Source organism: Methylocucumis oryzae, assembly GCF_000963695.1.
In the GTDB taxonomy this organism is placed as follows: domain Bacteria; phylum Pseudomonadota; class Gammaproteobacteria; order Methylococcales; family Methylomonadaceae; genus Methylovulum; species Methylovulum oryzae.
In genome coordinates this window covers 1-23,503 of sequence record NZ_LAJX01000065.1, presented here as the reverse complement: position 1 = coordinate 23,503, position 23,503 = coordinate 1, and the positions used below count along the sequence as shown (strand labels likewise).

Annotated in this window: 25 protein-coding genes and 1 pseudogene; 18 read left to right on the top strand and 8 right to left on the bottom strand. The window is 43.4% G+C overall.

The window, feature by feature from the left end:
- Positions 1-228 precede the first annotated feature (228 nt).
- From VZ94_RS07310 to VZ94_RS07280, 10 genes and pseudogenes are all read left to right on the top strand, one after another.
- Positions 229-2,361, top strand: a complete 2,133-nt coding sequence (locus tag VZ94_RS07310; protein ID WP_045778731.1) for a TonB-dependent receptor — start codon at positions 229-231, stop codon at positions 2,359-2,361.
- 145 nt (positions 2,362-2,506) lie between these two features.
- Positions 2,507-4,204, top strand: coding sequence for a formylmethanofuran dehydrogenase subunit A (locus VZ94_RS07305; RefSeq protein ID WP_045778730.1), 1,698 nt, complete (start codon positions 2,507-2,509; stop codon positions 4,202-4,204).
- 73 nt (positions 4,205-4,277) lie between these two features.
- Positions 4,278-5,070: pseudogene (folE2, locus tag VZ94_RS07300) on the top strand (GTP cyclohydrolase FolE2).
- Between the two features lie 61 nt (positions 5,071-5,131).
- Positions 5,132-5,494, top strand: a complete 363-nt coding sequence (locus VZ94_RS28325) for a CobW family GTP-binding protein (RefSeq protein ID WP_239649718.1) — start codon at positions 5,132-5,134, stop codon at positions 5,492-5,494.
- The gene (locus VZ94_RS28320) at positions 5,457-6,020 is read left to right on the top strand and encodes a CobW family GTP-binding protein (protein ID WP_338040297.1); all 564 of its coding nucleotides are present in this window, start codon (positions 5,457-5,459) and stop codon (positions 6,018-6,020) included. Before VZ94_RS28325 ends, VZ94_RS28320 begins: the two co-directional genes overlap by 38 nt.
- Entirely contained in the window at positions 5,995-6,129 is a 135-nt protein-coding gene (locus VZ94_RS30390) for a CobW C-terminal domain-containing protein (RefSeq protein WP_338040295.1), read from the top strand. The genes VZ94_RS28320 and VZ94_RS30390 overlap by 26 nt, the downstream gene beginning before the upstream one ends.
- Before the next feature lie 205 nt (positions 6,130-6,334).
- Positions 6,335-7,219, top strand: a complete 885-nt coding sequence (cyoE, locus tag VZ94_RS07290) for a heme o synthase (protein WP_045778729.1) — start codon at positions 6,335-6,337, stop codon at positions 7,217-7,219.
- Positions 7,216-8,238: a glycosyl transferase family protein gene (locus VZ94_RS07285; RefSeq protein WP_045778728.1), complete on the top strand. Its 1,023-nt coding sequence runs from the start codon at positions 7,216-7,218 to the stop codon at positions 8,236-8,238. Before cyoE ends, VZ94_RS07285 begins: the two co-directional genes overlap by 4 nt.
- A 125-nt stretch (positions 8,239-8,363) precedes the next feature.
- Complete coding sequence (locus VZ94_RS30385; RefSeq protein ID WP_204369074.1) at positions 8,364-8,627, top strand: Rpn family recombination-promoting nuclease/putative transposase; 264 nt, start codon at positions 8,364-8,366, stop codon at positions 8,625-8,627.
- A gap of 7 nt (positions 8,628-8,634) precedes the next feature.
- On the top strand, positions 8,635-9,270 hold the full coding sequence (locus tag VZ94_RS07280) for an Rpn family recombination-promoting nuclease/putative transposase (RefSeq protein ID WP_204369076.1): 636 nt from the start codon (positions 8,635-8,637) through the stop codon (positions 9,268-9,270).
- A gap of 121 nt (positions 9,271-9,391) precedes the next feature.
- Here the strand turns inward: VZ94_RS07280 and VZ94_RS07275 are convergent, their stop codons facing one another.
- The 6 genes from VZ94_RS07275 to VZ94_RS07255 all read right to left on the bottom strand — a co-directional run bounded on the left by VZ94_RS07275 (position 9,392) and on the right by VZ94_RS07255 (position 16,704).
- Entirely contained in the window at positions 9,392-11,452 is a 2,061-nt protein-coding gene (locus VZ94_RS07275) for a rhamnosyltransferase WsaF family glycosyltransferase (RefSeq protein ID WP_045778727.1), read from the bottom strand.
- Between the two features lie 31 nt (positions 11,453-11,483).
- The gene (locus tag VZ94_RS07270) at positions 11,484-13,466 is read right to left on the bottom strand and encodes a hypothetical protein (protein ID WP_045778726.1); all 1,983 of its coding nucleotides are present in this window, start codon (positions 13,464-13,466) and stop codon (positions 11,484-11,486) included.
- A 36-nt stretch (positions 13,467-13,502) separates the two neighbouring features.
- Positions 13,503-14,789 (bottom strand): HDOD domain-containing protein, encoded by a 1,287-nt coding sequence (locus VZ94_RS07265; protein ID WP_045778725.1) that lies wholly within the window; start codon positions 14,787-14,789, stop codon positions 13,503-13,505.
- A 69-nt stretch (positions 14,790-14,858) separates the two neighbouring features.
- Positions 14,859-15,731 carry a sulfurtransferase gene (locus VZ94_RS07260; protein ID WP_045778724.1) on the bottom strand — a complete coding sequence of 291 codons (873 nt, stop codon included), beginning with the start codon at positions 15,729-15,731 and terminating at the stop codon, positions 14,859-14,861.
- Between the two features lie 6 nt (positions 15,732-15,737).
- Entirely contained in the window at positions 15,738-16,001 is a 264-nt protein-coding gene (locus VZ94_RS31820; protein WP_338040294.1) for a zinc-binding dehydrogenase, read from the bottom strand.
- Positions 15,985-16,704 (bottom strand): NAD(P)H-quinone oxidoreductase, encoded by a 720-nt coding sequence (locus VZ94_RS07255; RefSeq protein ID WP_338040296.1) that lies wholly within the window; start codon positions 16,702-16,704, stop codon positions 15,985-15,987. The genes VZ94_RS31820 and VZ94_RS07255 overlap by 17 nt, the downstream gene beginning before the upstream one ends.
- Before the next feature lie 165 nt (positions 16,705-16,869).
- Here VZ94_RS07255 and fcl point away from each other — a divergent pair, with 165 nt between their 5' ends.
- On the top strand, positions 16,870-17,832 hold the full coding sequence (fcl, locus tag VZ94_RS07250) for a GDP-L-fucose synthase (protein WP_045778723.1): 963 nt from the start codon (positions 16,870-16,872) through the stop codon (positions 17,830-17,832).
- A 17-nt stretch (positions 17,833-17,849) separates the two neighbouring features.
- Here the strand turns inward: fcl and VZ94_RS22435 are convergent, their stop codons facing one another.
- Together VZ94_RS22435 and VZ94_RS25830 are read right to left on the bottom strand one after the other, a co-directional pair.
- The gene (locus VZ94_RS22435; RefSeq protein ID WP_052700297.1) at positions 17,850-18,143 is read right to left on the bottom strand and encodes a hypothetical protein; all 294 of its coding nucleotides are present in this window, start codon (positions 18,141-18,143) and stop codon (positions 17,850-17,852) included.
- A gap of 10 nt (positions 18,144-18,153) precedes the next feature.
- Positions 18,154-18,306 (bottom strand): hypothetical protein, encoded by a 153-nt coding sequence (locus VZ94_RS25830; RefSeq protein ID WP_157844871.1) that lies wholly within the window; start codon positions 18,304-18,306, stop codon positions 18,154-18,156.
- A 210-nt stretch (positions 18,307-18,516) separates the two neighbouring features.
- Between VZ94_RS25830 and VZ94_RS07240 the strand changes: the two genes are divergently transcribed.
- The 7 genes from VZ94_RS07240 to VZ94_RS07220 all read left to right on the top strand — a co-directional run bounded on the left by VZ94_RS07240 (position 18,517) and on the right by VZ94_RS07220 (position 23,493).
- Complete coding sequence (locus VZ94_RS07240) at positions 18,517-19,053, top strand: hypothetical protein (RefSeq protein ID WP_045778722.1); 537 nt, start codon at positions 18,517-18,519, stop codon at positions 19,051-19,053.
- A gap of 25 nt (positions 19,054-19,078) precedes the next feature.
- On the top strand, positions 19,079-19,207 hold the full coding sequence (locus tag VZ94_RS30380) for a hypothetical protein (RefSeq protein ID WP_275575163.1): 129 nt from the start codon (positions 19,079-19,081) through the stop codon (positions 19,205-19,207).
- Between the two features lie 344 nt (positions 19,208-19,551).
- Entirely contained in the window at positions 19,552-20,100 is a 549-nt protein-coding gene (locus VZ94_RS07235) for a hypothetical protein (RefSeq protein WP_045778721.1), read from the top strand.
- Positions 20,101-20,282: 182 nt separating this feature from the next.
- Entirely contained in the window at positions 20,283-20,621 is a 339-nt protein-coding gene (locus VZ94_RS28315; RefSeq protein WP_239649717.1) for a POTRA domain-containing protein, read from the top strand.
- A 22-nt stretch (positions 20,622-20,643) separates the two neighbouring features.
- A complete protein-coding gene (locus tag VZ94_RS07230; RefSeq protein ID WP_239649719.1) occupies positions 20,644-22,086 on the top strand; it encodes a ShlB/FhaC/HecB family hemolysin secretion/activation protein in 1,443 nt (480 codons plus the stop codon).
- Positions 22,087-22,142: 56 nt separating this feature from the next.
- On the top strand, positions 22,143-22,607 hold the full coding sequence (locus tag VZ94_RS07225; protein ID WP_045778720.1) for a two-partner secretion domain-containing protein: 465 nt from the start codon (positions 22,143-22,145) through the stop codon (positions 22,605-22,607).
- Position 22,608: 1 nt separating this feature from the next.
- On the top strand, positions 22,609-23,493 hold the full coding sequence (locus VZ94_RS07220) for a hypothetical protein (protein WP_045778719.1): 885 nt from the start codon (positions 22,609-22,611) through the stop codon (positions 23,491-23,493).
- The last annotated feature ends 10 nt before the right edge of the window (positions 23,494-23,503 follow it).

Here is a 23,503-nt window from a genome sequence, read left to right as displayed (position 1 = left end):
TCAGAAAAATTGGCATGATATAAATGTTATGTTATAAAGTAACACTGTCGCAAGCTTTAGCAGTCAGATTTATCCTGTAGTGTAAGACAGTCGAAATTTATAGTCTGAATTCTATGCGCACCAGCCAAAGCGGTCAGTTCATAAGGTGTTATCGGAAGAAAGCTGACATCAGTTGTAACATAACTATGTGACGATATAACATTTATATTATTAAGTTTAGGAACAAAGATGTACAAAAAACTCATTTTACTAGCAGCATCGAGCAGTCTTGCTTTGCCTGTACAAGCAGAAAATCAGGCCATTACTGAGCTGGAACCGGTGATTGTCACGTCGCCTTTGCAATTAAAATTATCTGAAAGCGCAATGCCAGTGACGGTACTCAGTGATGATGAGTTACGGATAAAAAGCGGCCATAGCATCGGTGAGACGTTAAAAAATGAATTAGGTATTAGCAGCCAATCGTTCGGTCCAGGCGTCGGTACGCCGGTTATTCGCGGGCAGGCTGGGCCAAGAGTGAGAGTTTTACAGAATGGTATTGGTGCTAATGACATGTCGGCGATTAGCCCTGACCATGCGACCAGCGTTGAGCCGATATTAGCCGAAAGAATCGAGGTGCTACGAGGACCTGCTACTTTGTTGTATGGAAGCGGTGCTATTGGCGGCGTGGTCAATGTTATTGACAATCGTATCCCAGACCAAATGTTTGACAAAATAGTCGGGGCAGCCTTGGAACAGCGCTTTGATTCTACTAGCGATGAAACCAGTACCGCCATGAAAGTGGAAGGTGGTCAAGGCAATATTGCTTATCATTTGGATGGATTTTATCGGCATCGCAATAATTTAGACATCGGCGGTCGTGGCATTGATGTTACTAACGTTGCTATCACTGACCCGTCCCTTGATGTGGTAGATAATCCTTATGGTTTTCTAAATAACACCGGTGCTGAAGCTATCAGCGGCTCGGCTGGTTTGTCGTGGATAGATGATTTTGGTTTTGCTGGTGCCTCGATAAACAACATCAACAATAATTATGGCATTGCCCCCGACGGCACTGGCGAAGAAATTGTGCAAATCCATATGCGGCAAAATAAATACGATTTCAAGAGTCAATGGGATAATCCATTCTCATTTGCTAAAGCATTACGCACTCGGTTAGGTTATACCGATTATCAACATACCGAAATCGCCAATGGCGAATTAGGTGCATTGTTCACCAATAAAACCTACGAAGGCCGCATTGAGTTAGAACATCAAAATATTGGACCTTTGCGGGGTGTAGTCGGCTTTCAAGCGCAATCCAGTGATTTTCATGGCCTACATTACCATACCCATAACCATGATGAGCACGAAGAAGAACACGAAGAACATGAGGGAGAAGAGCACGACGAGCATGAAGAGGAACATGAAGGACCGCTGGTAGAAAACATAGTGCCACGTTCGGACGTGCAGAGTTACGGTGTATTTGCTGTGGAATCTTTTGATGCAGGCCCTGTGACTTACCAATTCGGTACCCGTGTTGAACAAACTGACATTCACCCCGATGGTATGCAAAGCTTTAGTTATACGCCGGTTAGTGCCTCGGTTTCTGCCTTATGGAAACTTAACAACAGCAACACTTTGAATTTCGCCGTGACCCGTTCGTCGCGCGCGCCACAAGTGCAAGAATTACTATCTGATGGCTTTCATCATGCTACGCGTAGTTGGGAACGCGGGGATACCTCGTTAAAAGAAGAAGTGTCCTACAACCTCGATTTCGGTTACCGGTTCAGAACAGACTGGATGCGTGCTGAGTTGGATTTGTTCCACAATTGGGCCAGCGATTATATCTATCAGCGTCGTACCGGTGAATTTGTTGATGAAGAAGGTGACAGCGAACATTGTGATGACAGTTATTGCGTACCGGTGTTGCAAAGTAGTCAGAACGAAGCCACTTTCAAAGGTTACGAAGCTAAGTTGATTTTCCCAGTCATGGAAAATCAATATGGTTTGTTAGAGCTAACCTTATTAAGCGACTACACACGTGGTGAATTCAATTCTGGTGGTAATGTGCCTCGTATGCCACCGTTACGTTACGGTTTGCAACTGGATTACAATCAAGACAAACTTTCCAGTTATCTGCGTTTCGTCCGGGCTGATGACCAGCCGTATGCGGGGGATTTTGAAACCACGACCGCCGGATATTTCCTATTGAATGTCGGGGTTAATTACCAAGTGAAAGCCTATCAAGATTCCAAGCTTATGGTTTTTGCTAAGGGTAACAACTTGTTAGACCAAAACATCCGCAACTCAACTTCGTACTTGCGCAATTTTGCGCCTGAAGCTGGTATTGGCGCGGAAGTGGGCTTTCGTGTCAGCTATTAAACCGCATCCAATCAGAACCCCATAGTTTTGTGTTCCCCGTCTCCCGGTAGGGATTGCCTGACGACCGGTGAATTAATAGACGACAAACTGTTTAAGTTTTTGCTACCAACCTTATGTTAATTAAACCTTATGTTAATTAAACCTTATGTTAATTAAACTGCAAAATGGCTTTGTTTATGATGCCGTTCAGAATCTGCATGGCGAACAGCGAGATTTGTATATTCAAGATGGACGCATGACAAATGCTCCTAGTCCTGATACTAAATTCGATGCTGTTTACGACTTGACAGGCCTAGTCGTTATGGCCGGTGCTGTCGATATTCATAGCCACATCGCGGGCGGTAATGTCAATACAGCCAGGCTACTGCTACCTGAGCAGCACCGCAACCACATGGCTAGGCGTTTAAACCAGCCGTTTTCGACCGCAAAGTGGTCAACGACTGACACGGGCTATCGCTACGCACGAATGGGTTATACCACAGTGGTGGAACCTGCCATGTTGCCAGTTAATGCATTAGATGTGCATTTACAGATGGCCGATATACCGATATTAGACACTGCGGCGTTGGCGATATTGGGAAATGACGATTTATTGTTGCGTTTAATACGAGCCAAAGCCAGTCAACAGCAAATAAATGATTATGTGGCTTGGACTTTACACACCACTCGCGCTTTAGGTCTGAAAGTGATTAATGCAGGGGGAGCCAATGCTTTTAAAAGCAATGTGCGTCAATTTGATTTGGATGACATCGTGCCAGAATACGGTGTTAGTTCGCGTCAGATTCTGCAAATACTGCAAACTGCTGTTTGCCAACTTGGCGTGCCGCATCCAGTGCATGTGCATTGTAATAATTTAGGGGTTCCAGGCAATATTGATACTATCGTTGCCACTATGGAGGCTGCGCAAGGCTTACCTATGCACTTAGCCCATGTACAGTTTTATGCTTACGGGAACGAGGGCAGTAAAGGCTTTTCCTCTGCGGCAGCCAAATTATTAGAAGTCTTCAATCGTCATCCCAACATTACTATGGATGTTGGTCAAGTGCTGTTTGGTCAGACTGTCACCATCTCTGGGGACGTGATTGCTCAGTACAGCCGTCACCGCGATGCCAGTCCTAGCAAATGGGTCATGTGGGATGCTGAATGTGAAGGCTCTGGCGGTGTGGTGCCTTATCATTATCGAGAAAACAGCTTCGTCAATACCTTACAATGGGCGATTGGTCTTGAGCTATTTTTGCTGGCAGAAGCACCGGAACGACTATTTTTCACTACCGATCATCCTAACGGTGCGCCCTTCACTGCCTATCCAGAATTGATTCGTTTACTTATGGATGCTGACTATCGGCAAGCTTATATGGCGGGTTTGAATCAAGAAGCATTAAAACTTACTTTATTACCTAGTCTGAACCGAGAATTTACCTTAAGTGAAATTGCGCTAATGACTCGCTCTGCAGCGGCGCGTTTGTTAGGTTTGCATGATCGCGGTCACTTATCGCCTGGAGCCATTGCTGACGTCGCTATCTATAACCCACATGGATACAGTGCTGTCGAGCAACTGCCAGGCACCTATTTCAATCAAACAAAAACTGATTATCGGGCCATGTTCGCTAACGCGGCCTTTGTATTCAAAAATGGTCATTTAGTGGTAAAAGAGGGTGGCGTGATTGCTAGCCCTGCCGGTAATGCTCAGATAGTTCATCCACATTATGATTCACGGATAGAGCGAGATATACAAAACCACTTTAATCACTTTTATAGTTTGAAACTAAGCAATTTCAAAATTGACGATGTCACTTTTCATCGCGACGATAACCAACGTTTCCGTAACGTCGCAAACCGTTAATCTAAGCTAACAGTATGAGTACTTACGTTTTACACCATGCTACTACTTGTTTCTGTTATAACGAGGTAATCCAGTGAATACTTGTGCTATCGAAGACATTCAAGGACGTGCTGATAGCCGCTGTATTGCTATCGATAAAGTTGGTATCAAAGACATCCTGCATCCGGTACGGGTGAAGGATAAGAGTTGCGGTGAACAACACACTGTCGCACGTTTTGATATGTATGTGAATCTGCCTCATGACTTTAAAGGCACCCACATGTCGCGTTTTGTGGAAATATTGAATAGCTATGATCGAGAGATTAGCGTTGTTTCATTCCCCAGCATGTTAAACGAGATGCTGAGCCGATTACAGGCCGAATCGGGTTATATCGAAATGCGCTTTCCATATTTCGTCGAAAAATCTGCGCCGGTGAGCGGCGTGCGTAGTTTACTAGACTATCAGGTCAGTTTTATTGGCGAAATCGACAAAATAGGCTGTCAAACTAAAGTAAAAATCGTGGTTCCAGTGACTAGTCTGTGTCCCGTGTTCTAAGGAAATTTCCGAACGCGGCGCTCACAATCAGCGTTCGCATGTCACGATTACTATATCGGCCAATGAATTCATCTGGATTGAAGAACTCATTGCGTTAGTAGAATCCCAAGCATCATCACCCGTCTATGGTTTGCTAAAGCGGCCGGACGAGAAATATGTCACCGAATACGCCTACGATAACCCTAAATTTGTCGAAGATATGGTGCGCGATGTGGCTGCCAGGTTAGAGGCTGAAACACGCATTCAAGCGTATACAGTTGAATCGGAAAACTTTGAGTCCATACACAATCATTCTGCTTACGCACTCATCGAACGAGTAAAACCGCTGTAGGTAGATTTAAGCGATTTAGAAAATCTGCCGTTCATACCGAATAATTTTTAGGAGATGCACTATGATGTTAAGTCCAAAACTAAACTACCCCGTACCTGTCACCATTTTAACTGGCTTTCTCGGTGCTGGTAAAACCACCTTATTGAACCGTATCCTGACCGAACATCACGGTAAACGTATTGCAGTCATTGAAAACGAATTTGGTGAAACGGGCATTGATAACGAACTCTTAGTACAAGCCGACGAGCAAATCGTTACTATGAATAATGGTTGCATTTGTTGTACGGTGCGCGGCGACTTGGTACGCATCCTGGGCGAATTGTCTGAGCGTCGCGAAAGTGGTGAGATTCACTTTGAGCGGGTGATTATCGAAACCACTGGCCTAGCTGACCCGGCACCGGTCGCGCAAACTTTTTTTCATTGATCAAGACATCGCAGAAAACTACAAGCTCGATGCTATCGTCACCGTAGTCGATGCTGTACACGCGCCTATGCAATTGCAAGAACATCATGAGGCACAAGAACAAGTTGGCTTTGCCGACCGTATTTTGCTATCCAAAACTGATATTGCAGCATCTGAAATCGTTGCCGATTTGGAAGCTCGTTTAAGGACAATGAATCCTAGAGCACCTATAAAACGCGTACACTTTGGCGAAACCGAATTGCATGACATTCTCGACATTGATGGCTTTAATCTCGATGACATTTTAAAAATTGAACCGGATTTTCTGACAGACATCAGCCATGAACATGAAGACGACATTAGCTCGTTCGTATTTAGTACTGAGCGAGAGTTAGATGCTGCACGAATATTAGCGTTTTTGGACATCATGATTCGCGACTATGGCAATGATTTATTACGCTATAAAGGCATTTTAAATATTGCCGGTTGCGACAAAAAAAGTCATATACCAAGGTGTGCATATGCTGATGACGGAAAACTTCGGTAATCCGTGGCAAGCAGGTGAAAATAAGTCATCCAGCCTTGTCTTCATTGGCCGTAATCTACCTAAGCAAAGTATGCTGGAGGCCTTGGAATCGTGCCAAGTACCGGCTTGAATACGAGTTTCTATTGAACAGAGTATGAATCTAATGAAATATACACCAAGCCTTGATAACGCTTAGCAATGAGGCACGAACCTTGTGTAGATGTTATTTCATAGACATTGCTTAAGAGTTTTGATGATTACAATCAGTATTGCGCTATTCATATATTGAGCACTTCAAGGTATCATGCCCAGGATTGTTTAATCGGATTACTGTAATGTCTCAGTCTAGTGCTATTTCTTGGAAAAACTATTTAACATTGTGTAAACCTAATGTGGTTTTGGAAATGTTGTTTACGGCATTTGTCGGCATGTTGCTGGCATCTCCGGGTATGCCACCTATTGCAACGGTTGTTTATGGTATTATCGGCATTGCTTTAGCTGCATCATCAGCGGCTGCCATTAATCATTTCATTGACCGCAAAGCCGATGCGCAAATGAGCCGAACTGAAAACAGACCTTTGCCTAAAGGACAATTGACGGTGGCTAATGTGTTAGTGTTTGCAGTGATATTAGGTTTGTTGTCGATGCTGATTTTGGTTTTATTAGTTAATCCCTTAACAGCTGTTTTAACCTTTGTGTCGTTATTTGGTTACGCGATTGTTTATACTTTGTATTTAAAACGTGCGACGCCACAAAACATTGTGATTGGTGGTTTTTTTGGTGCCACACCACCTTTATTAGGTTGGTGTGCAATTACCAATACTATTGATGCCTATGCGCTATTGTTAGTGTTAATTATTTTTGTCTGGACACCGCCACATTTTTGGGCGTTGGCGATTGCTAGACGTGAAGAATACGCTAAAGTCAATATTCCTATGTTGCCCGTGACGCACGGTGTCGAATTTACCCGCTTACAAATCTTGCTTTATACCGTCTTATTACTAATTGCTAGCTTATTACCTTATTTAACGGGTATGAGTGGTTTAATTTATTTAGGGTTTGCGTTGCCATTAAGTATTGGGTTTATTGTGTTAGCGTTATTAATGATGAAGACTAAAACCAATAAAACCGCTATGCAGACGTTTGCTTATTCTATTGTTTATATCACAGCATTGTTTGCCGTGTTGTTAGTCGATCATTATTTTTTATTTACGTTATGAAGCAATCTCGCCATCACGAACAAACACCTTACCAAGAGCATCCTTTTGCCGAATATGTACGCATTTTAGGCAAAGGCAAGAAAGGCTCTAGGCCATTAACCCAAGATGAAGCGTACCGCGCGTTTTCAATGATTTTAAACGACGAGGTGTTACCTGTGCAGTTAGGCGCATTTTTAATGCTGATGCGGGTAAAAGAAGAAACTCCAGAAGAGTTAGCGGGTTTTGTTAGTGCGGCTAGGAATAGTTTTCCGGTGGTTAACGACGTAACCGTTGATTTGGATTGGTCTAGCTATGCCGGTAAGCGTAGACAATTACCGTGGTTTATCTTATCGGCGTTACTATTAGCCAGTAACGGTATTAAAGTATTTATGCACGGGGCCAGCGGCCATTCGGCAGGTCGGTTATATACCGAACACATGTTAACGTTTTTAGGCTTAGAACCTGCTCATTCTATAGCTGAAGCCAGTTTGCAATTACAGCAACAGTCATTTAGCTATTTATCGCTAGCGCATTTTTGCCCAAAATTAGATGAGATTATCGAGTTAAGACCCATTTTAGGGTTGCGCTCACCGGTGCATACTTTAGTACGCTTATTAAACCCATTTAATGCTGATTACAGTATTCAAGGCATTTTTCATCCGAGTTACCGGGCTGTACACCAGCATGCGGCAGCCTTGCTTAAACAGCCGCACATGGCGGTTTTAAAAGGCGAGGGCGGTGAAACTGAACGCAATCCTGATATGGATTGTTTAGTGCAAAGCGTACATTTAGGCGAGCTATCAGATGAAACTTGGCCTATGCTGTTTACCCGCAGACATATTAAGCCCGAGCAATTAAATCCTGAGGACTTAGCAAAACTATGGCAAGGCGTGTTAACCGATGACTATGCCGAAGCATCAGTCATTGGTACGGCAGCCATAGCACTTAAATTATTAGCTAAAGCCGATACGCAACAACAAGCGCATGAATTGGCTACCGAAATGTGGCAGTGTCGGGATAAGCAATCTTTATCAAAGTGAAGCTAAAGCGCGTAGCAAACATTGTTATAGAAAGCTGCTTGATAATCACTAAGTTCATGATACAGCAATAACCCGTTTGACACTTATCGGCTAGAATAGCCGTATGCTTCAAATCGGAGACCGTCATGCGCTTTCTCAATCCCAAAACTGACTTTGCTTTCAAGAAAATTTTCGGCTCTGAACAAAGCCGCGATATTTTACTCAGCTTTCTGAATGCAATTTTAGGGCTAACACACCCTTATTGTATTGAAGACGTGCAAATCCTCGATCCTTATTTAGCGCCCAAAATCCAGGGCATGAAAGACACTTATTTGGACGTGCGTGTTAAGGACGAACAAGGACGTTCTTATATCGTCGAAATGCAAGTATTAAAACGTTGCTGGTTTTGAAAAGCGCATTCTCTATAACGCCTGCAAAGCTTATGCAAACCAGATTCAACGTGGCGAAGACTATCACCTGTTAAGCGCCGTCATCGCCGTTACGATCGCGGACTTCACCATGTTTAGCGAGTTGCCTGATGTGGTCAACCGCTTCAAACTACGGGCCGAAGCCAAGCCAAGTATTTACCAAGACGATTTAGAACTCGTGTTTGCCGAACTGCCTAAGTTTACTTTGTCGGAAAATGAACTGGCGACTGTATTAGACAAATGGTTGTATTTTCTAAAAAGCGCTCCCGATCTAAACACGGTGCCACCTATTTTAGCCCAAGAGCCGGCCATCGCCCATGCCTTTGGTATTGCCAACAAAGCTGGGCTAACGCCGGAAGAACTGGAAGACCAAGAACGCCGCGAAATGTTTATTCAAGATCAACGCGGGGCGTTAATGTTGGCTGAACAGCGAGGTCTTAGTGTAGGTAGAGAAGAAGGGCGAATTCAAGGGCGGGAAGAAGGGCGAGTCGCAGGTATTTTGGACGTTGCGCGCCAATTGCTGGACGTGTTGGATGATGCGACTATTGCCGCTAAAACAGGAATGAGTCACTCAGAAGTCGCGCGTTTGCGCATCGAATTGCAACAACAAAATGTCAGACGCTAGTTTGGGCGGATAATTTGGAGTGTAAGGCGCGGTAAATACGTGTCTTTACGCGTTAGCAGCAGGCCTCCCTGCTGCTAATGCTTACGATTTGGTACTGGCTCGTCTTAAGAGGGTATTCTGTTTATTGAATGAGCTTCGCTTGAATTTCTTTAGCAATTTCAGCAGCTTTAGCCGTTGTTATCGCGGCATTATCGTAAAACCAATTAATATGCGCCTGTCCTTGCCAGCCTTGCGTGGGGTTAGTTAACCAATGCTCAGCCATGCGCTTAAGTTGTTGGCTGGCGTCTACAACATCAAATTTTTCAAAACTAGTGATATTGTCATGTAATAACGCCATGTTTTTATTGGCATACGCGTTAGTCAACACCAATACACCTGCTTCGGCTAATTCTAATGCGGTATAACTCGGTTGCGGTGAAGCCATTAGCGCAACACCTAATGCGGCTTTAGACGCTAAACCGGCGTATTGTTGCGGCGATACTTCGCCAATAACGTCTACTTCTATGGCGGTTTTAAAAGTGGTCGCGCTAATATGGTCACCTAGCGCTATAAAGCGCCAATCTGACCAAAATACCGGGTCAGCATCAATAGCTGTGCGAATCATAACGTCAATAAACGGCGTATTAAAGCGCTCAATATGGGGTCTCACTAACAGTAAAACCAGCTTTTCTTTGTTGGCTTGATAGGTAATAGCGCTTTTAATCGCTAGATTCATCGCTGGGTAGACTACATAGCCGTGATTAAAATAGTCGTGTTGGCGAAAATAATCGGAAACCATCTCGGTTTGAAAAACCGGTATGATTTTATCGGGATGTTTATAACTTTGCTCAGCCCAAGTCGATAAGCTAGACCACGGATAATAGCTGTGTTCTACGTCTTGAATAAAATAAACAAACTGCCGTGTTTGCACACCAAATAATGCGTCTTGTTGGCTTAATAAATCCAGCGCATGGGTGGCCGTCCACCAGGCTGTCGCAATAAAAATATCCGTTTTCCGTACAAAAAATGGAAAGCGAAAACGTTGTGCGGCGTCGGCAATGTTATTAACACCGGCTTGGTCTTTATCATGCGGCGTGGTGAGCTGATAACCTTCCGGCGGATTAAATAATTGTTCTGGCGAGACGTCTGTCGTAATGATTCTGGCATCAACGCCATCGCCTAATGCGTGTTTAATCGCGTTGAATAAAGCGAGTGCCGAGTCAATGTCAATATGACCTTGTCCCTGGTTTAGGGTAGGTAGCAATAAGTTGATTCTAGGTTTAGTGATTAAACTAGGTCTGGCTAAAAAGCGGGTGCAGTTGCCAAAATAGCGTCGTAAGCCGCCCAGTTCCTTATTGGTTGGAAAAATGCGGTTAGCCACATGGTTAAGATTAAATCCAGGTGCTTGTAGCATTAACACGCTGTCTGCCGCTGCCGCACCACTGACGCGTTTACCCATTATCCAAGCAAAACCAGCGATTTCAACAAAATAAAACAAGCTGCGTTCAAGCGCATGGGCTAAGGTATTGTCCGTTTGGCCTTGCTCCGCTTCAAAATGAAACGGTCTTAGCTTTAAATCCAGTAATGGTTTTAACGCTTTGGTTTTAAACCAAAACATAGAGCCGGATGGAAAATCTAAGTGATGGTCTTTGCTGATATCTTCACCAGCTAATTCCAGCAGTTGTTTCACGGTAGAAAAATTACCTGTCCACTGTACAGCGGGTCTTATCGCCTCGTAATGGTCTGGCGCATACGCACCAATCCGTTCATCGGCTAACACGGTTAAGATGTTCTGCACTAGTTCGGTACTGCCTAAGTTGCCGTAAATACCGTGTTTACGCCAACCGTCTGCAAATGAGCTTCTAAAATGGCTAGAGCGTTTAGAATGAATATGTACGCCATAATCGACTTCGTTAATCCTATCTCTATAGCCACAAATCATCGGCGCAATATCACGACCACGATTAGGTAATACGCGAATTTCAAAAGGATGCTTAGAGAATTGCTCACAATAAACGCTAATTTCTTTAGCTTTTATCAAAGTGTCAGTACTGATAAAGACTCGGCAATTGCCTGGAATATGATTGCAGGCCGTTAGCATTTCCTCACATAAATCAGGATAAAAAATATGTGCAAACACGCCAATACGCGGGTTTTGTTGAATAGCGGCGTTTGGTACAACTAATAGCCTATCGTCAGGCATATTAAAAACGATTCGAGTACTTGCGAGTTTTTTAGGCGTTTAGCTCTTTAGTGTCTTCATTAGGACGACAGCTAAAGCCGTTAAGCCAGCCATGCACTAAATAATGTTGCAATGGCACACAACCTTTTGCTTTTGGGTTGTGTTCAACGTAATAACGCGCATTAAATAACGGATGCACCGGTTGAGCGGTTTTCCAACCGCGTTCTAAATAATCAATCAGCGCGTCCTGTTCACATGGCTCGCTATCGTTACGGTGTTTGTAATAATACTTTTTTGAGAAAAATGGGTTAGGGTCAATAAGCGCCGTCTTATCTAAGGTTAAATAAGCGATAAGTGCTTGGCAGGTTAATGGCTTATCGAATTGTTCTTGCACAAATTCATTATCAAATAACGGATGCGGGCTTACTGAATCTTTAAAGCTAAGAAAATCTTGTAGCGGAGAAAATTTGGCGTGTTCTACGTTAAAACCGCTATGCATTGCGTAATAAATCGGGTCAAACAAGCTATGCGGTTGTAAATTTTCCCGCCACCCGACGTGTATGTAATGCGATAGTGGATCCGGTTGCAAACGATGACTTTCACCATAGTGCTTGCTGTAAAAGTCAATATCGAATAATGGGTTAGGATTAAAGCCTTGACGCCAGCCTTCGGTTAAAAAGTGATAAAACGGGTCTATAGTTCCGGCATAGGCTGACAAATATTGTTGTTCATACCAGCGCGTCCAAAATAACGGGTGAGGTTGATAACCGAGTTGCCAGCCATAGTCTAAATAATGCAAAAGTGGATGTTGACCGAATTCGGTACTTGCTAAATAGGTTTGGTGGTACCAGCGTGCGTCGAATAAGGGGTGAGGGGACTTTAATGCTGCACTACCTTGGCTAACAAAATGCTCTAGTGGTTCAAGCGTCTGTTGTGTTAATTCTGGGGTATTAACTTTATACCAAGCGACATCAAAATACGGTGATGGCGAGCGGTTAATTTGCCAACCTAACGTTTGGTAATGCTTAAGCAACTCGCCAGCATTAGCACTGAGCCATAAGCTATTCCCTTGATTTTTAGCATAAAACTGGGCATCGAATAGACGCTCGATATACTGCGCACTGATGTTAAGTTTAGAAGCACACAGATAATCGGGTATCTCAACCATTTCAGGTGTTAATTCGTAGTGATGACCGGCTACATCAATCGCAACGGTTTGTTTAACAGTAGAGCAGGGTAGTTCAGCAATGCCAAAGGCGCGCCAATACGGTTTATGGGCTTGATGAATTAATTGTACAGCACCCGATGAATAAGGTGCCCAAAGAGTTAATTGCTTAGGATTACTAACGCCAAAAAACAAATGGCTGATAAATAAAAAACTATCGGTCGCGCTCGCTTGGATTTCGCCTAGCGTAATATGAATACCCACCCAAGCGGTTGAGCTAGGCGGTTTAATAGACCAGTGCATAAAATGGTAGTTTTCAAGCCCCGCTCCGCCTAAATGTTTAGTCGAGCTAGTAATGCGCAAGGTTTTTTCAGCGAGTTTATTGTGCTCAGCATCTAAAAACTCTAACACAACACAACCTTCGGCTCTATGGGTACCGAAGAAGCCGGAAAATTGATAAGTAAAATCAGGGCTTGCAATGACGGGAATTGGTTGTTTAAGCGACAATATCGGCTTTTCTACGTCTAACGTGGCGTATAAATAAGCAGTATGTCCATTTGCTAGTCGCCATTTTTCGGAAAAATCCACGCCTATTGCAGCAGGTTTTGACGCGTTAATCTGCCAGTCCACAATCTCGTTGGCTTGATAAGCGCTAAAATCAGCGTTAGGTAATAAGTTTCTACCTTGTAGTAATACCTGAAAAAATGCTTGTCGTTCAGGCTGCCATTGTATTGATAGGTATGCTGGTTGCCGGTCATGGTGTTGCTGGGTATTAACGACGTTAGCTGCCGATAACACGTATAAATAATTTTGACTGATGCCGACAATATGTTCCGGTTCTGAAGTGTTAGCAACAAAGGTATTGGTCATTAGAAGAGGCTGTGTGTAAAAATGTTTAACTAAACGTTATGTCGAGAACGCTTTTAACGCGTCGCTGATTTGTTGTTTAGCTTCATGCAAAATATTGAGTGACATTTCTGGCGATAACGAATAATTTTTTAGCTTACTCGCTGCAGGAATAGAGGTAATCACGGGTAAATGAGTTAAATCGGTGCGTCCCATTTCGCTGTGTAAACGGGATAATACAACAATATCAGTTAAGCTTAATTCCGGGCTATTGTTTTGATACCAATCATCTGAATAAATTGGGATTTTAATAAATTCATCAGAAAACCCCCACTCCAATAAAATTTTGTAGCCGATAGGACCTTTGACACAGTTAATCGCGCTATTAAGATCCGCTTCGGTATAAAGGTCTTTGGGCAAGCGGTCGACGAAATACATAAACGGCACAACGCCTAAATCGCACACTAATCCGGCTAATAGCGCTTCTTCGGGTTTAGCTTGCTTGGTCACACTGGCTAAAACAAAGCTAATCGTCGAAATATAAATACTTTGTTTCCATATCTTATCTAAAATTTTTCTAACCAACACCGAGTTACTTTTAAAAATGTTATGAATACTCAAGCTAATCACTAAGTTACGTGTCGCACTTAAGCCAATACGACTAATCGCTTCTAAACATGACTTAGCGGGGCTTGCGCAAACATATAACGGGCAATTCGCCAATTCGATTAATTTTGCTGACATAACAGGGTCAAGCTGAATAATCTTGGCAGCCTCAGCAACGCCGATGTCTTGTTGTATCGCGTTGCGCAGTTTAATTGCTACATCGGGTAGGCTAGGAAGTTCTAATTTTTCCTCAGCGTAATGCTCAGAAAAGACTTGCAAAATTTGATTATTAGCCAGCGAATCAGGAATCACTAGTTCAGAATAATGATTACCTGTCGCGCTACGGCTAGACATGATTTTTTGCGATACCCTAAGAATGCTGACATCGGATTCTGCAATCGCTGTCGTGGTATGCACTGCGCCGCTCGATAACGGGAATCTCGATTTAGCGGTGCCTTCAACCACATTATAGGTTTTGCCACTTTCGTCGGCTAAGGTAATTTGCCCTTTTATTAGGTATAAGGCTGAGTCCGTTTTTTCCCCCACACTGAACAGCTTAGTACCTTTAGCATAGACTTCGGATTTTAAGTCGGTGGCAAACGCTTGTAATTTTTCTTCACTAAAATTCCTAATTGGAATAAGTTCTTTAAGCTTAGCAATTGAAATTTCTTCAGAAGCGATTTGAGCGATAGGTTGTTCGGTTTTTTTGTTGTTTTTAAAAAACGATGGCAGCAATGACATAAGAAAGCCGAAACTTAGGTTGAGGAGTGGGTTAAAGTAAGCACATGATGGCAGGCAATCATACTGTCTTCAAGCGTATGAGTTGATTATAGTGTGGTTTACCACGATTTGACGATTTTTATCGGTAATCCATTCACTCCATGAGCCTGCATAGAGTTGGCTATTTCTAAGCCCTGCATATTCCATTGCTAATACGTTATGACACGCTGTCACGCCAGAACCACAATAATGTACGGTTTGCTCTGGATTAACTGCTCCGAGTAAATAACTGAATTCAGCTTTTAACTGATTAGCCGGTAAAAATAAGCCATTTCTATCTAAATTACATGAGGTAGGGCGATTGTGAGCATAAGGAATATGGCCTGCAACCGGGTCAATAGGCTCACTATGCCCTGCATATCGTTCGGCCGCACGCGCGTCGATTAAGCAAGTTTTTTTCTGTGCGATGCGGTTTTGTAACTCGGTTGCTGAAATCAATGGTTGAGGGTTTAAATAAGGTCTAAAAATGCAAGCTGTTTTAGGTGTGGGTAGCTGCGTCGTGAGTGTTAAACCTTGTTGTAGCCAAGCGCGTAGGCCTCCGTTTAATACAGCAACGCGTTCATGACCTAAATAGCGTAACAGCCACCATAATCGCGCAGCAAACAAGCCGCTTGCGTCATCATAAGCGACGACTTGAGTGTTTACGTTAACGCCTAGTGCGCCTAATTTTTGGCTTAATACACGATAGTCGGGCAAGGGATGGCGTCCCGTACCGGCTTTTACGGGTGACGATAAATCCTGTTCTAAATGCATATACACGGCATAAGGGATATGACCATGCCGATACGCATAAGCACCGACTTCAGTTTGTTGTAACTGAAACCGGCAATCCACAATCAGCCAATCAGGATTGTTTAGCTGGGCGTGTAAGTCTGTGGCTGAAATTAACGTGTTATAGTTCATTGTCTGTTATACCTTTAAGATGATTTTACCGATATGTCGGCTGCTTTCCATATAATCGTGAGCCTGTGCCGCTTCTTCTAAGATAAAAACCTTATCTATGATAGGTTTGATGTGACCGCTATTGAATAAAGGCCAAACCTGTTGCGCTAATTGTTTAGCAATAGCTACTTTAAATGCATCATCACGCGCTCTCAGGGTTGACCCGGTTAAGGTTAGTCGCTTTAACATAATAGGCAATAAATTTATTTCGGCTTTAACAGCTTGCTGCAACGCAATTTTGTATTAGCGTCCCCTCTATTGCCAAACATGTTAAATTGCGTGCGCAATAATCCCCACCAACCATATCGAGAATAACGTTAACGCCGTTATTATCAGTAAGCTTGAGTATTTCAGCAACAAAATCCTGGCTACGGTAATTAATCGCCGCATCAGCGCCTAATGCTAAGCAAGCCTGTTGTTTTAGCTCATTGCCTACGGTAACAAAAACCTGAGCGCCAAAGGCTTTAGCTAACTGAATGGCAGTTATACCAATACCACTACTACCACCATGTACTAATAAGGTTTGCTTAGCGTCAAGCTTAGCTCGATTAAAGACATTACTCCAAACGGTAAAATAAGTTTCAGGAATCGATGCTGCTTCAACAAATGACCAATGCTCAGGAATAGGCAGACATAGCCTGGGGTTTGCAAGGCAATACTCTGCATAACCACCACCAGTCACTAAAGCACAAACCACATCGCCAGGTTTGAATTCAGTGACATTGACACCGACTGTTTCAATAACGCCGGCTATTTCTAACCCTGGTATATCAGACGCGCCAGGCGGTGGTGGATAAAGCCCTTTACGTTGCATAACATCAGGTCGATTAACACCCGCCGCATGAACTTTGATTAATACTTGCTCAGCGTTAGGTGTAGGCGGCTCGCGTTCACCACAATGTAACTGATGATTGATAATTTCTATTGCTCGCATCAATGTTAGTTGCTTTTATCGGTAAGAAACGAAGAAAATACGGTTGTTAAAATTTTAGCTGTGCCGTATAGAAATTGATAGCATTAAGACGCTAAAGCACGTTTCTAATAATCCTTGACCAATAAAAAGGATGATAAGGCTTATGAATTTTGATGAGTGAGAGCTATGAGAATATACGTCGCAGGACATCAGGGTATGGTTGGGTCAGCACTGGTTAGGCAACTACAAACACAGCATTACGCTGACGAAATCGTCATCCGCACACGAGCCGAATTAGATTTAACGCAGCAAGCAGACGTTAACGCATTCTTTTTGCAAGAACGCATCGACCAAGTTTATCTTGCAGCCGCAAAAGTCGGTGGAATATGGGCTAATAGCACATACCCCGCTGATTTTATTTATCAAAATTTAATCATAGAGTGCAATGTCATTCAGGCTGCGCACCAAGCCAATATAGAGAAATTACTGTTTTTAGGTTCAAGCTGTATTTACCCTCGCCATGCGCCGCAGCCCATTTGCGAAAACGCGCTACTAACGAGCTCGCTAGAACCGACTAACGAATCTTATGCTATCGCCAAAATTGCCGGTATTAAATTATGTGAAGGCTATAACCGTCAGCATGGTCGTGACTACCGTTCGGTAATGCCTACTAATTTGTACGGGCCGCATGACAATTTTCATCCTGATAACAGCCATGTTATTCCCGCTTTAATGCGGCGTTTCTATGACGCTGTACAATCAAACGCTAAAGAGGTGCTTATTTGGGGTAGTGGCACACCTAAGCGAGAATTTTTGCATGTCGATGATATGGCGGCGGCTTGTGTGCATGTCATGAATATCGATAAACAAACCTATAGCGCAATTACTCAGCCTATGCTATCGCATATTAATGTGGGGGCAGGGATTGACTGCAGTATTGCTGAATTGGCAGAAATACTTGCTAATGTCACCGGTTTTACTGGGCAATTAACCTTTGATACCAGTAAACCCGATGGTACACCACGTAAGTTGCTAGACATCTCGCGTTTAACCGCCTTGGGTTGGCAAGCACATATAGGCTTAGCGGAAGGGCTTAAAGAAACCTATGCGTGGTTTTTAGAAAATCAGCTGGATTATAAGCAAGCTTAATGTAACCCAATACAGGCTTAGTCGCATTTTTCAGTGCTAGGCCAATCTAAATGATATTTATCTGTTAAATACTGTTTTAACCAGGTTTCTACATCGAGATGAACGCGTTGTTGTTCATCAAGTTTGGTTAAGCGTTGTTTTAATAGATGGGGTGGTAATAACAATAATTCAACGTCTGACATCGCGACATATTTTTCAGGGTAGATATTATTGGAGTTAATAATCTTTTCTAAATGGTGTCTTTTTAAGCCTAAGCTGTGACTAATCTCAGTTCGGATTTCTAGTAGCGCAGGCAATAAGTCGCTACCCACGCAAGCTTCATCAAATAAACAACTGAATCGGTGTAATAAAAAGTTTAATTGCAAACCGATAAATATCTGATTCTCTAACAAATAGTCTAGCTGCAATCGCTTGCACAGCCGCGCGGTCGCTTTCGACTAAGCGCAATGAAATAATTTGTTTGAGTTCATTCATATCACTTCCTTGACGGTCGTTTAAGCCTTTTGTTTTAACCGGTAAGCATAAGCAAGAAATATTACAGAATTACGACAAGTCACATTTGTCATCGGTTTGTATGACATGACATTAAACCTTAACCAAACTGTCATGATTTGGTCATACAAACCCGCAAGAATAACAAGAGCAAAGGTTTTACCAATGTGTTATTCAACTTAAGAGGCAAACATGAAAAAATTATTATTAGGCGCTGCTGTGACAGCGGCGATGATTGGCGGTAATGCTCAAGCAGCCATTACCGTTGATAGCAATGGTATTCCCGTTATTAACACGGCGACAACCTATGAAGTTTATTTATCAGGCGCGTCAGCTATGGCGGGCTTTGTTGAGCAATTATTGTTGAATTCAAGCATTCCAGCCGCGAATAGAATCTGTGATTCGGCAAAATTAATCTATAAATTCCAAGATACTGCGACTGCAGGCAGAGATTACAAAGCGTATTTATGTGAATTAAACACCAAAAACTCGGCATTAAGCGGCTTAGCAGCGAGCAAACCGAATTTATTATTATATAAGCGCGATAACGGTGGTTCAGCGCAAGGTGTAGCGCCGGTGATTGCAGAAGCGGCGATTGATTTCTTAAAAGTCGATACTGCAGCGAACTGTACTAAAGTTTCTGATGGTACCGCAGGTTCTGTATTTACCAGAATTAACTGCACATTTACTGCGGGTAACCCTGCGTTTTCTAATTCAAAAAATTCCTGACTTCGGTGTATCTGACGTAGACCCTTTGCAATTCCGTGGTGATAACACGCCAGCGGGTTTTGCTGAAGTGACCGAAGCCGATTTAGATAAATTAAACGTTACGCCAGCTGCCACGCAAATTTTTGGTATGGCAGTGACTCAAAAAACTGCGTAATGCGTTGCAACAAGCACAGCTTGGCAACGCTTGCGTTGGTAAAGAATCATTAGCTTGTATGCCATCGTTAAGCTCAGCGCAAATCGCAAGTATTTTTCACCGGTAAAATTACGTCATGGAGACAATTTAAATTACCTGCCGGTGGTAACTTATTTGATAACACTTCTGCTGCTAATAAGCCAGGTAGCGACCGCTTACATATTTGCCGTAGAACCAGTGGTTCTGGTACTGGCGCGCAATTAACCGTTAAGTTCTTAGGTTATCCGTGCAACAGCGTTGCTTCAGCACCGGTTACTGATACGGGTGCAACACCAGAATCTATCGACACTGCTCAAGTTCATGCGATGTCATCTTCAGGTACTGTGTCTGAATGTTTGACTGAGTTGGATAAAGGTGTTGATACCATCGGTACTTCATTCAGCAATACTTATGGTGTGCGTTGGGCGTTAGGCGCACAAGGCGCTGAATTAAACAACACCAATACTAGCGATTGGCGTTTCGTAAAAATCGACGGTATCGAGCCTACGTTAGACAAAGTTGCGCGTGGTAAATATAAAGATTGGGTTGAGTTAACGTTCCAAACGAACAAAAGCCACGTCTTTGATACTAACGAAAAAGCGTTGATTAACGAAATTATCAAAGCAGCCGGTAACCCAGTCGTGTTGTCTGCCACTAACAAAGCAGCAAAACATACTTGGGGACAATCAGGCTTTATGGCAGCACCTCTTTTCTATAATCCAGCTAGCAACGGCGCAGTTAGCTTAACTAAACCAGTTAACCCATTCAGCCATGCGACCATTGAAAGCGGTTCTACCGAAGCGCAAGACGTCAACAACTGCCGTATGCCAGCTGTTTACGACTTAGGCACTTCAAGAGGTATTCAAGTTAAGTAAGTCGAGTTACTACTCGTTACTTGTTGTGCAACAAGCCAGTCGAGCAATCGACTGGCTTGTTTTGTTTTTGCCGTTTTAAACACATTGTCATAAAACTTTCACACGGCCCCCCTACAATTCCTTGTCTTTGAGCTGACGTCTCGACCAGCTAAACTTTAATGCGATAACAGACCCGACAACTCATGCCGATAAACCCAGATAAGCTAAGAGTTTTTATTCAACTAAGCACTTTTGCTTTTTTCAGCAGCCATTGTTTATACGGCGTTGCTGAGCAAGCTTCTCAACCGAATCAACCAACCAGTACTGCCACCGAGCAACCACCTAGCTTCGATTTATGGGAACTGCGCGTTAAGGGTAATACCTTATTAGAGCGTAAAGAGTTAGAAAAGATGGTTTATCCTTTTTTAGGCCCCAAAAGGACGATTGAAACCGTTGAGAAAGCGCGCAATGCTTTAGAAGGTTTATATCGCGCTAAAGGCTATCAAACCGTAGCAGTCGATATTCCTGAGCAAAAACGTTGATAACGGCGTGGTGTATTTGCAAGTGGTAGAAGGCAAAGTGTCGCGCTTACGCGTCAAAGATGCTAAGTATTTTGCCTTAGGCGCGATTAAAGCCGGTGTGCCTGAATTAGCCGAAGGGCATGTGCCTAACATGCCTAAAATGCAAGAGCAATTAGCGGCGTTATCGAATCAAAGCAAAGATAGAAAAATTACGCCAGTATTACGTGCAGGCGATACGCCAGGTACGTTAGAAGTGGATTTAAAAGTTAAGGATGAACTGCCATTACACGGACGCATAGAATTAAACGGCAGAAACACGTCATCGACCAGCTTATTACGCTTAGTGTCTTCTGTGCGTTACGATAACCTATGGCAAAAATTTCATAGTGCCTCGCTCATGTATCAAGTGTCTCCTGAAAACGCTGAAGAAGTCGATGTTTGGGCGGGCACGTATATGCTGCCGCTGCCTAATAGTGATGCTAAGTTAGCGTTTTATGGCGTCGGTTCCTCGTCTAATGCCCAAATTGCCAGTGCTGGAGCTTTGTCGGTGGTCGGTATTGGTGAAATATACGGTGCGCGGCTAGTCAAGCCATTACCTGCCTTTGACAGTTATTACCATAGTTTGACTTTAGGCGTCGATTACAAAGACTTTCGAGAAGATTTATTTCTAGTGGGTTCGGACGCAATTGTTACGCCGATTAGTTATTTACCGTTTATGGTGCAATACGGCGGGTCTTATAAAACCAAACAATCCTTCACATCATTTAATATAGGTGCCAGCTTTTCGGTGCGTGGTTTAGGTAATAACCAAGCTGAGTTTGAAAATAAGCGCTTATTAGCTCAGTCAAATTATACGATTTTGACTAGCGGAATTAGTTTTACTCATGCTTTACCCTGGGGTATGGAAGTTAATACGCGCTGGAATAGCCAACTCTCGGATTCTCCACTTATTAGTAACGAACAATTTTCTTTAGGCGGTATGCAAAACGTGCGCGGTTATTTTGAAACCGAAGCGCTAGCCGATGATGCGTTGTTTGGTTCACTAGAATTGCGCTCACCGCATTTATATCCAGGCCGTATGGATACCATTGATAAATTGCAAGCGGTGGTGTTTATCGATGGTGCTCAGGGCTGGAATCAACATGTTTTAGCGGGTAGTCCTAAACGTTACGGCTTGTTAAGCACGGGGTTGGGTATGCGTTTCCAAATGTGGAAATATTTATCCGGCGTATTGGATATAGGCTTTCCGCTGTTGTCGTTGGAAAACTCGCAAGCAGGCGATGCTAAAGTTCATTTTAATGTGGCGACAGAGTTTTTAGAAGGCAGGTTGTTCTACTCGCTTTCTAAAACCGTACAGATGAATGAGTACAAAGTCATTTTGGTAGTGACTACCGGTAAACAGAACACAGGGACGTGCTTGAAGCTTTGCCATCCATGCTGGCATAACGATTTAGCTCTTGCGCTAAAATTAACAGCATCTCGCTAAGTGGCTAGCCGCCTCGCTTTTCTCTCTTATTGATAAACACTGATATAAGGTAACTTATGGTCAAGCAACGTCGTTTCGCTAAACCTACAACTCATCAAGATTTCTTTCGTTTGACGCCGTTGTCGGCCTGTGTGCGCATGGCGATTGCAGGTAGCATGATAGTAGGCGCGCCTGGGGTGTATGCCGAGCTTCCAATTCCTAAGCAAGTGCTGGCGACGATGGGGCAGGCCTCGGTGAGCTCCGATGGAACGAACATGACCGTCAAACAAGACACGGATAAGGTCATATTAAACTGGGAGCAGTTTAATATTGGTAAAGAAAATACTGTGCACTTTGACCAACAGAATAGCTCATCGATTGCATTAAACCGTATTTTTCAACAAGACCCAAGTCAAATACTCGGTAAGCTAACAGCTGATGGTCAAGTGTATTTATATAACAAAAATGGCTTTGTTTTTGGTAAAGATTCTGTTGTTGATGTCAATACCTTAGTTGCGACGACGTTAAAACGTCAGCGATGAAGTGTTTGAACAAGGTATTGTGACCACGTTTGATACCAGTGAGAACGGCGATGCTGCTTTTGTTAACTCTGAAGCCCCTAACATTGCTAGCAAAGATGTCAAAATTCAAGTCGAAGCGGGTGGACAGTTAAAAGTCGCTGACGGTGGCCGGTTAATTTTAGCCGGTCAAACTGTGGAAAATGCCGGTAAGATTACCGGCGGCAAACAAGCGCAATTAATCTTGGTGGCGAGTCAAGATAAAGTCTATTTGCAACCAGCGGAAAATGACGGGCCGTTTGCCGGTTTGCTTGTCGAAGTTGGTAGTGGCGGTAAAGTGACTAACTTAGGCGAAATTGCGACCCGGCAAGGCAATATTACTTTAGCGGGCTTTGCCGTTAATCAATCGGGCCGCGTCACAGCGACTACCTCAGTCGATGTTAACGGCTCTATTCGCTTATTAGCCAGACAAGGTGCGCGCAAAGAAGGCGATGCATTAGCCGCTTTTGACACGAATCGTCCTGACGATGGTGGTGACGGCTCAGGTTATGCCAGCACGGTGACCTTTGGTAAAAATAGCCAGACTAAAATAATTGCCGATGCTGACGGTGGTTCGGCGATTGATGAGCAGGCTCAACCTTTATCTTATTTAGAGGCGGTTGCTAATACGATTCACATGGAGTCTGATTCGGCGATTGTTGCTAATGGCGGTAAAGTCAATTTCACAGCCAGTAGTGATTTAGAGAACACAACTGAAGCGGCTAAAGGTCGAATTGTGCTAGATGCCGGTGCAGTTATTGATGTATCAGGTACTAAGCATATTAGCGCTGATATTAGCCGCAACGTGCAAGAAATGTCGGTACAAAGCTTTGAATTACGCGATTCGCCATACCAAAAGATGGCATATTAAAAGGCCAAAC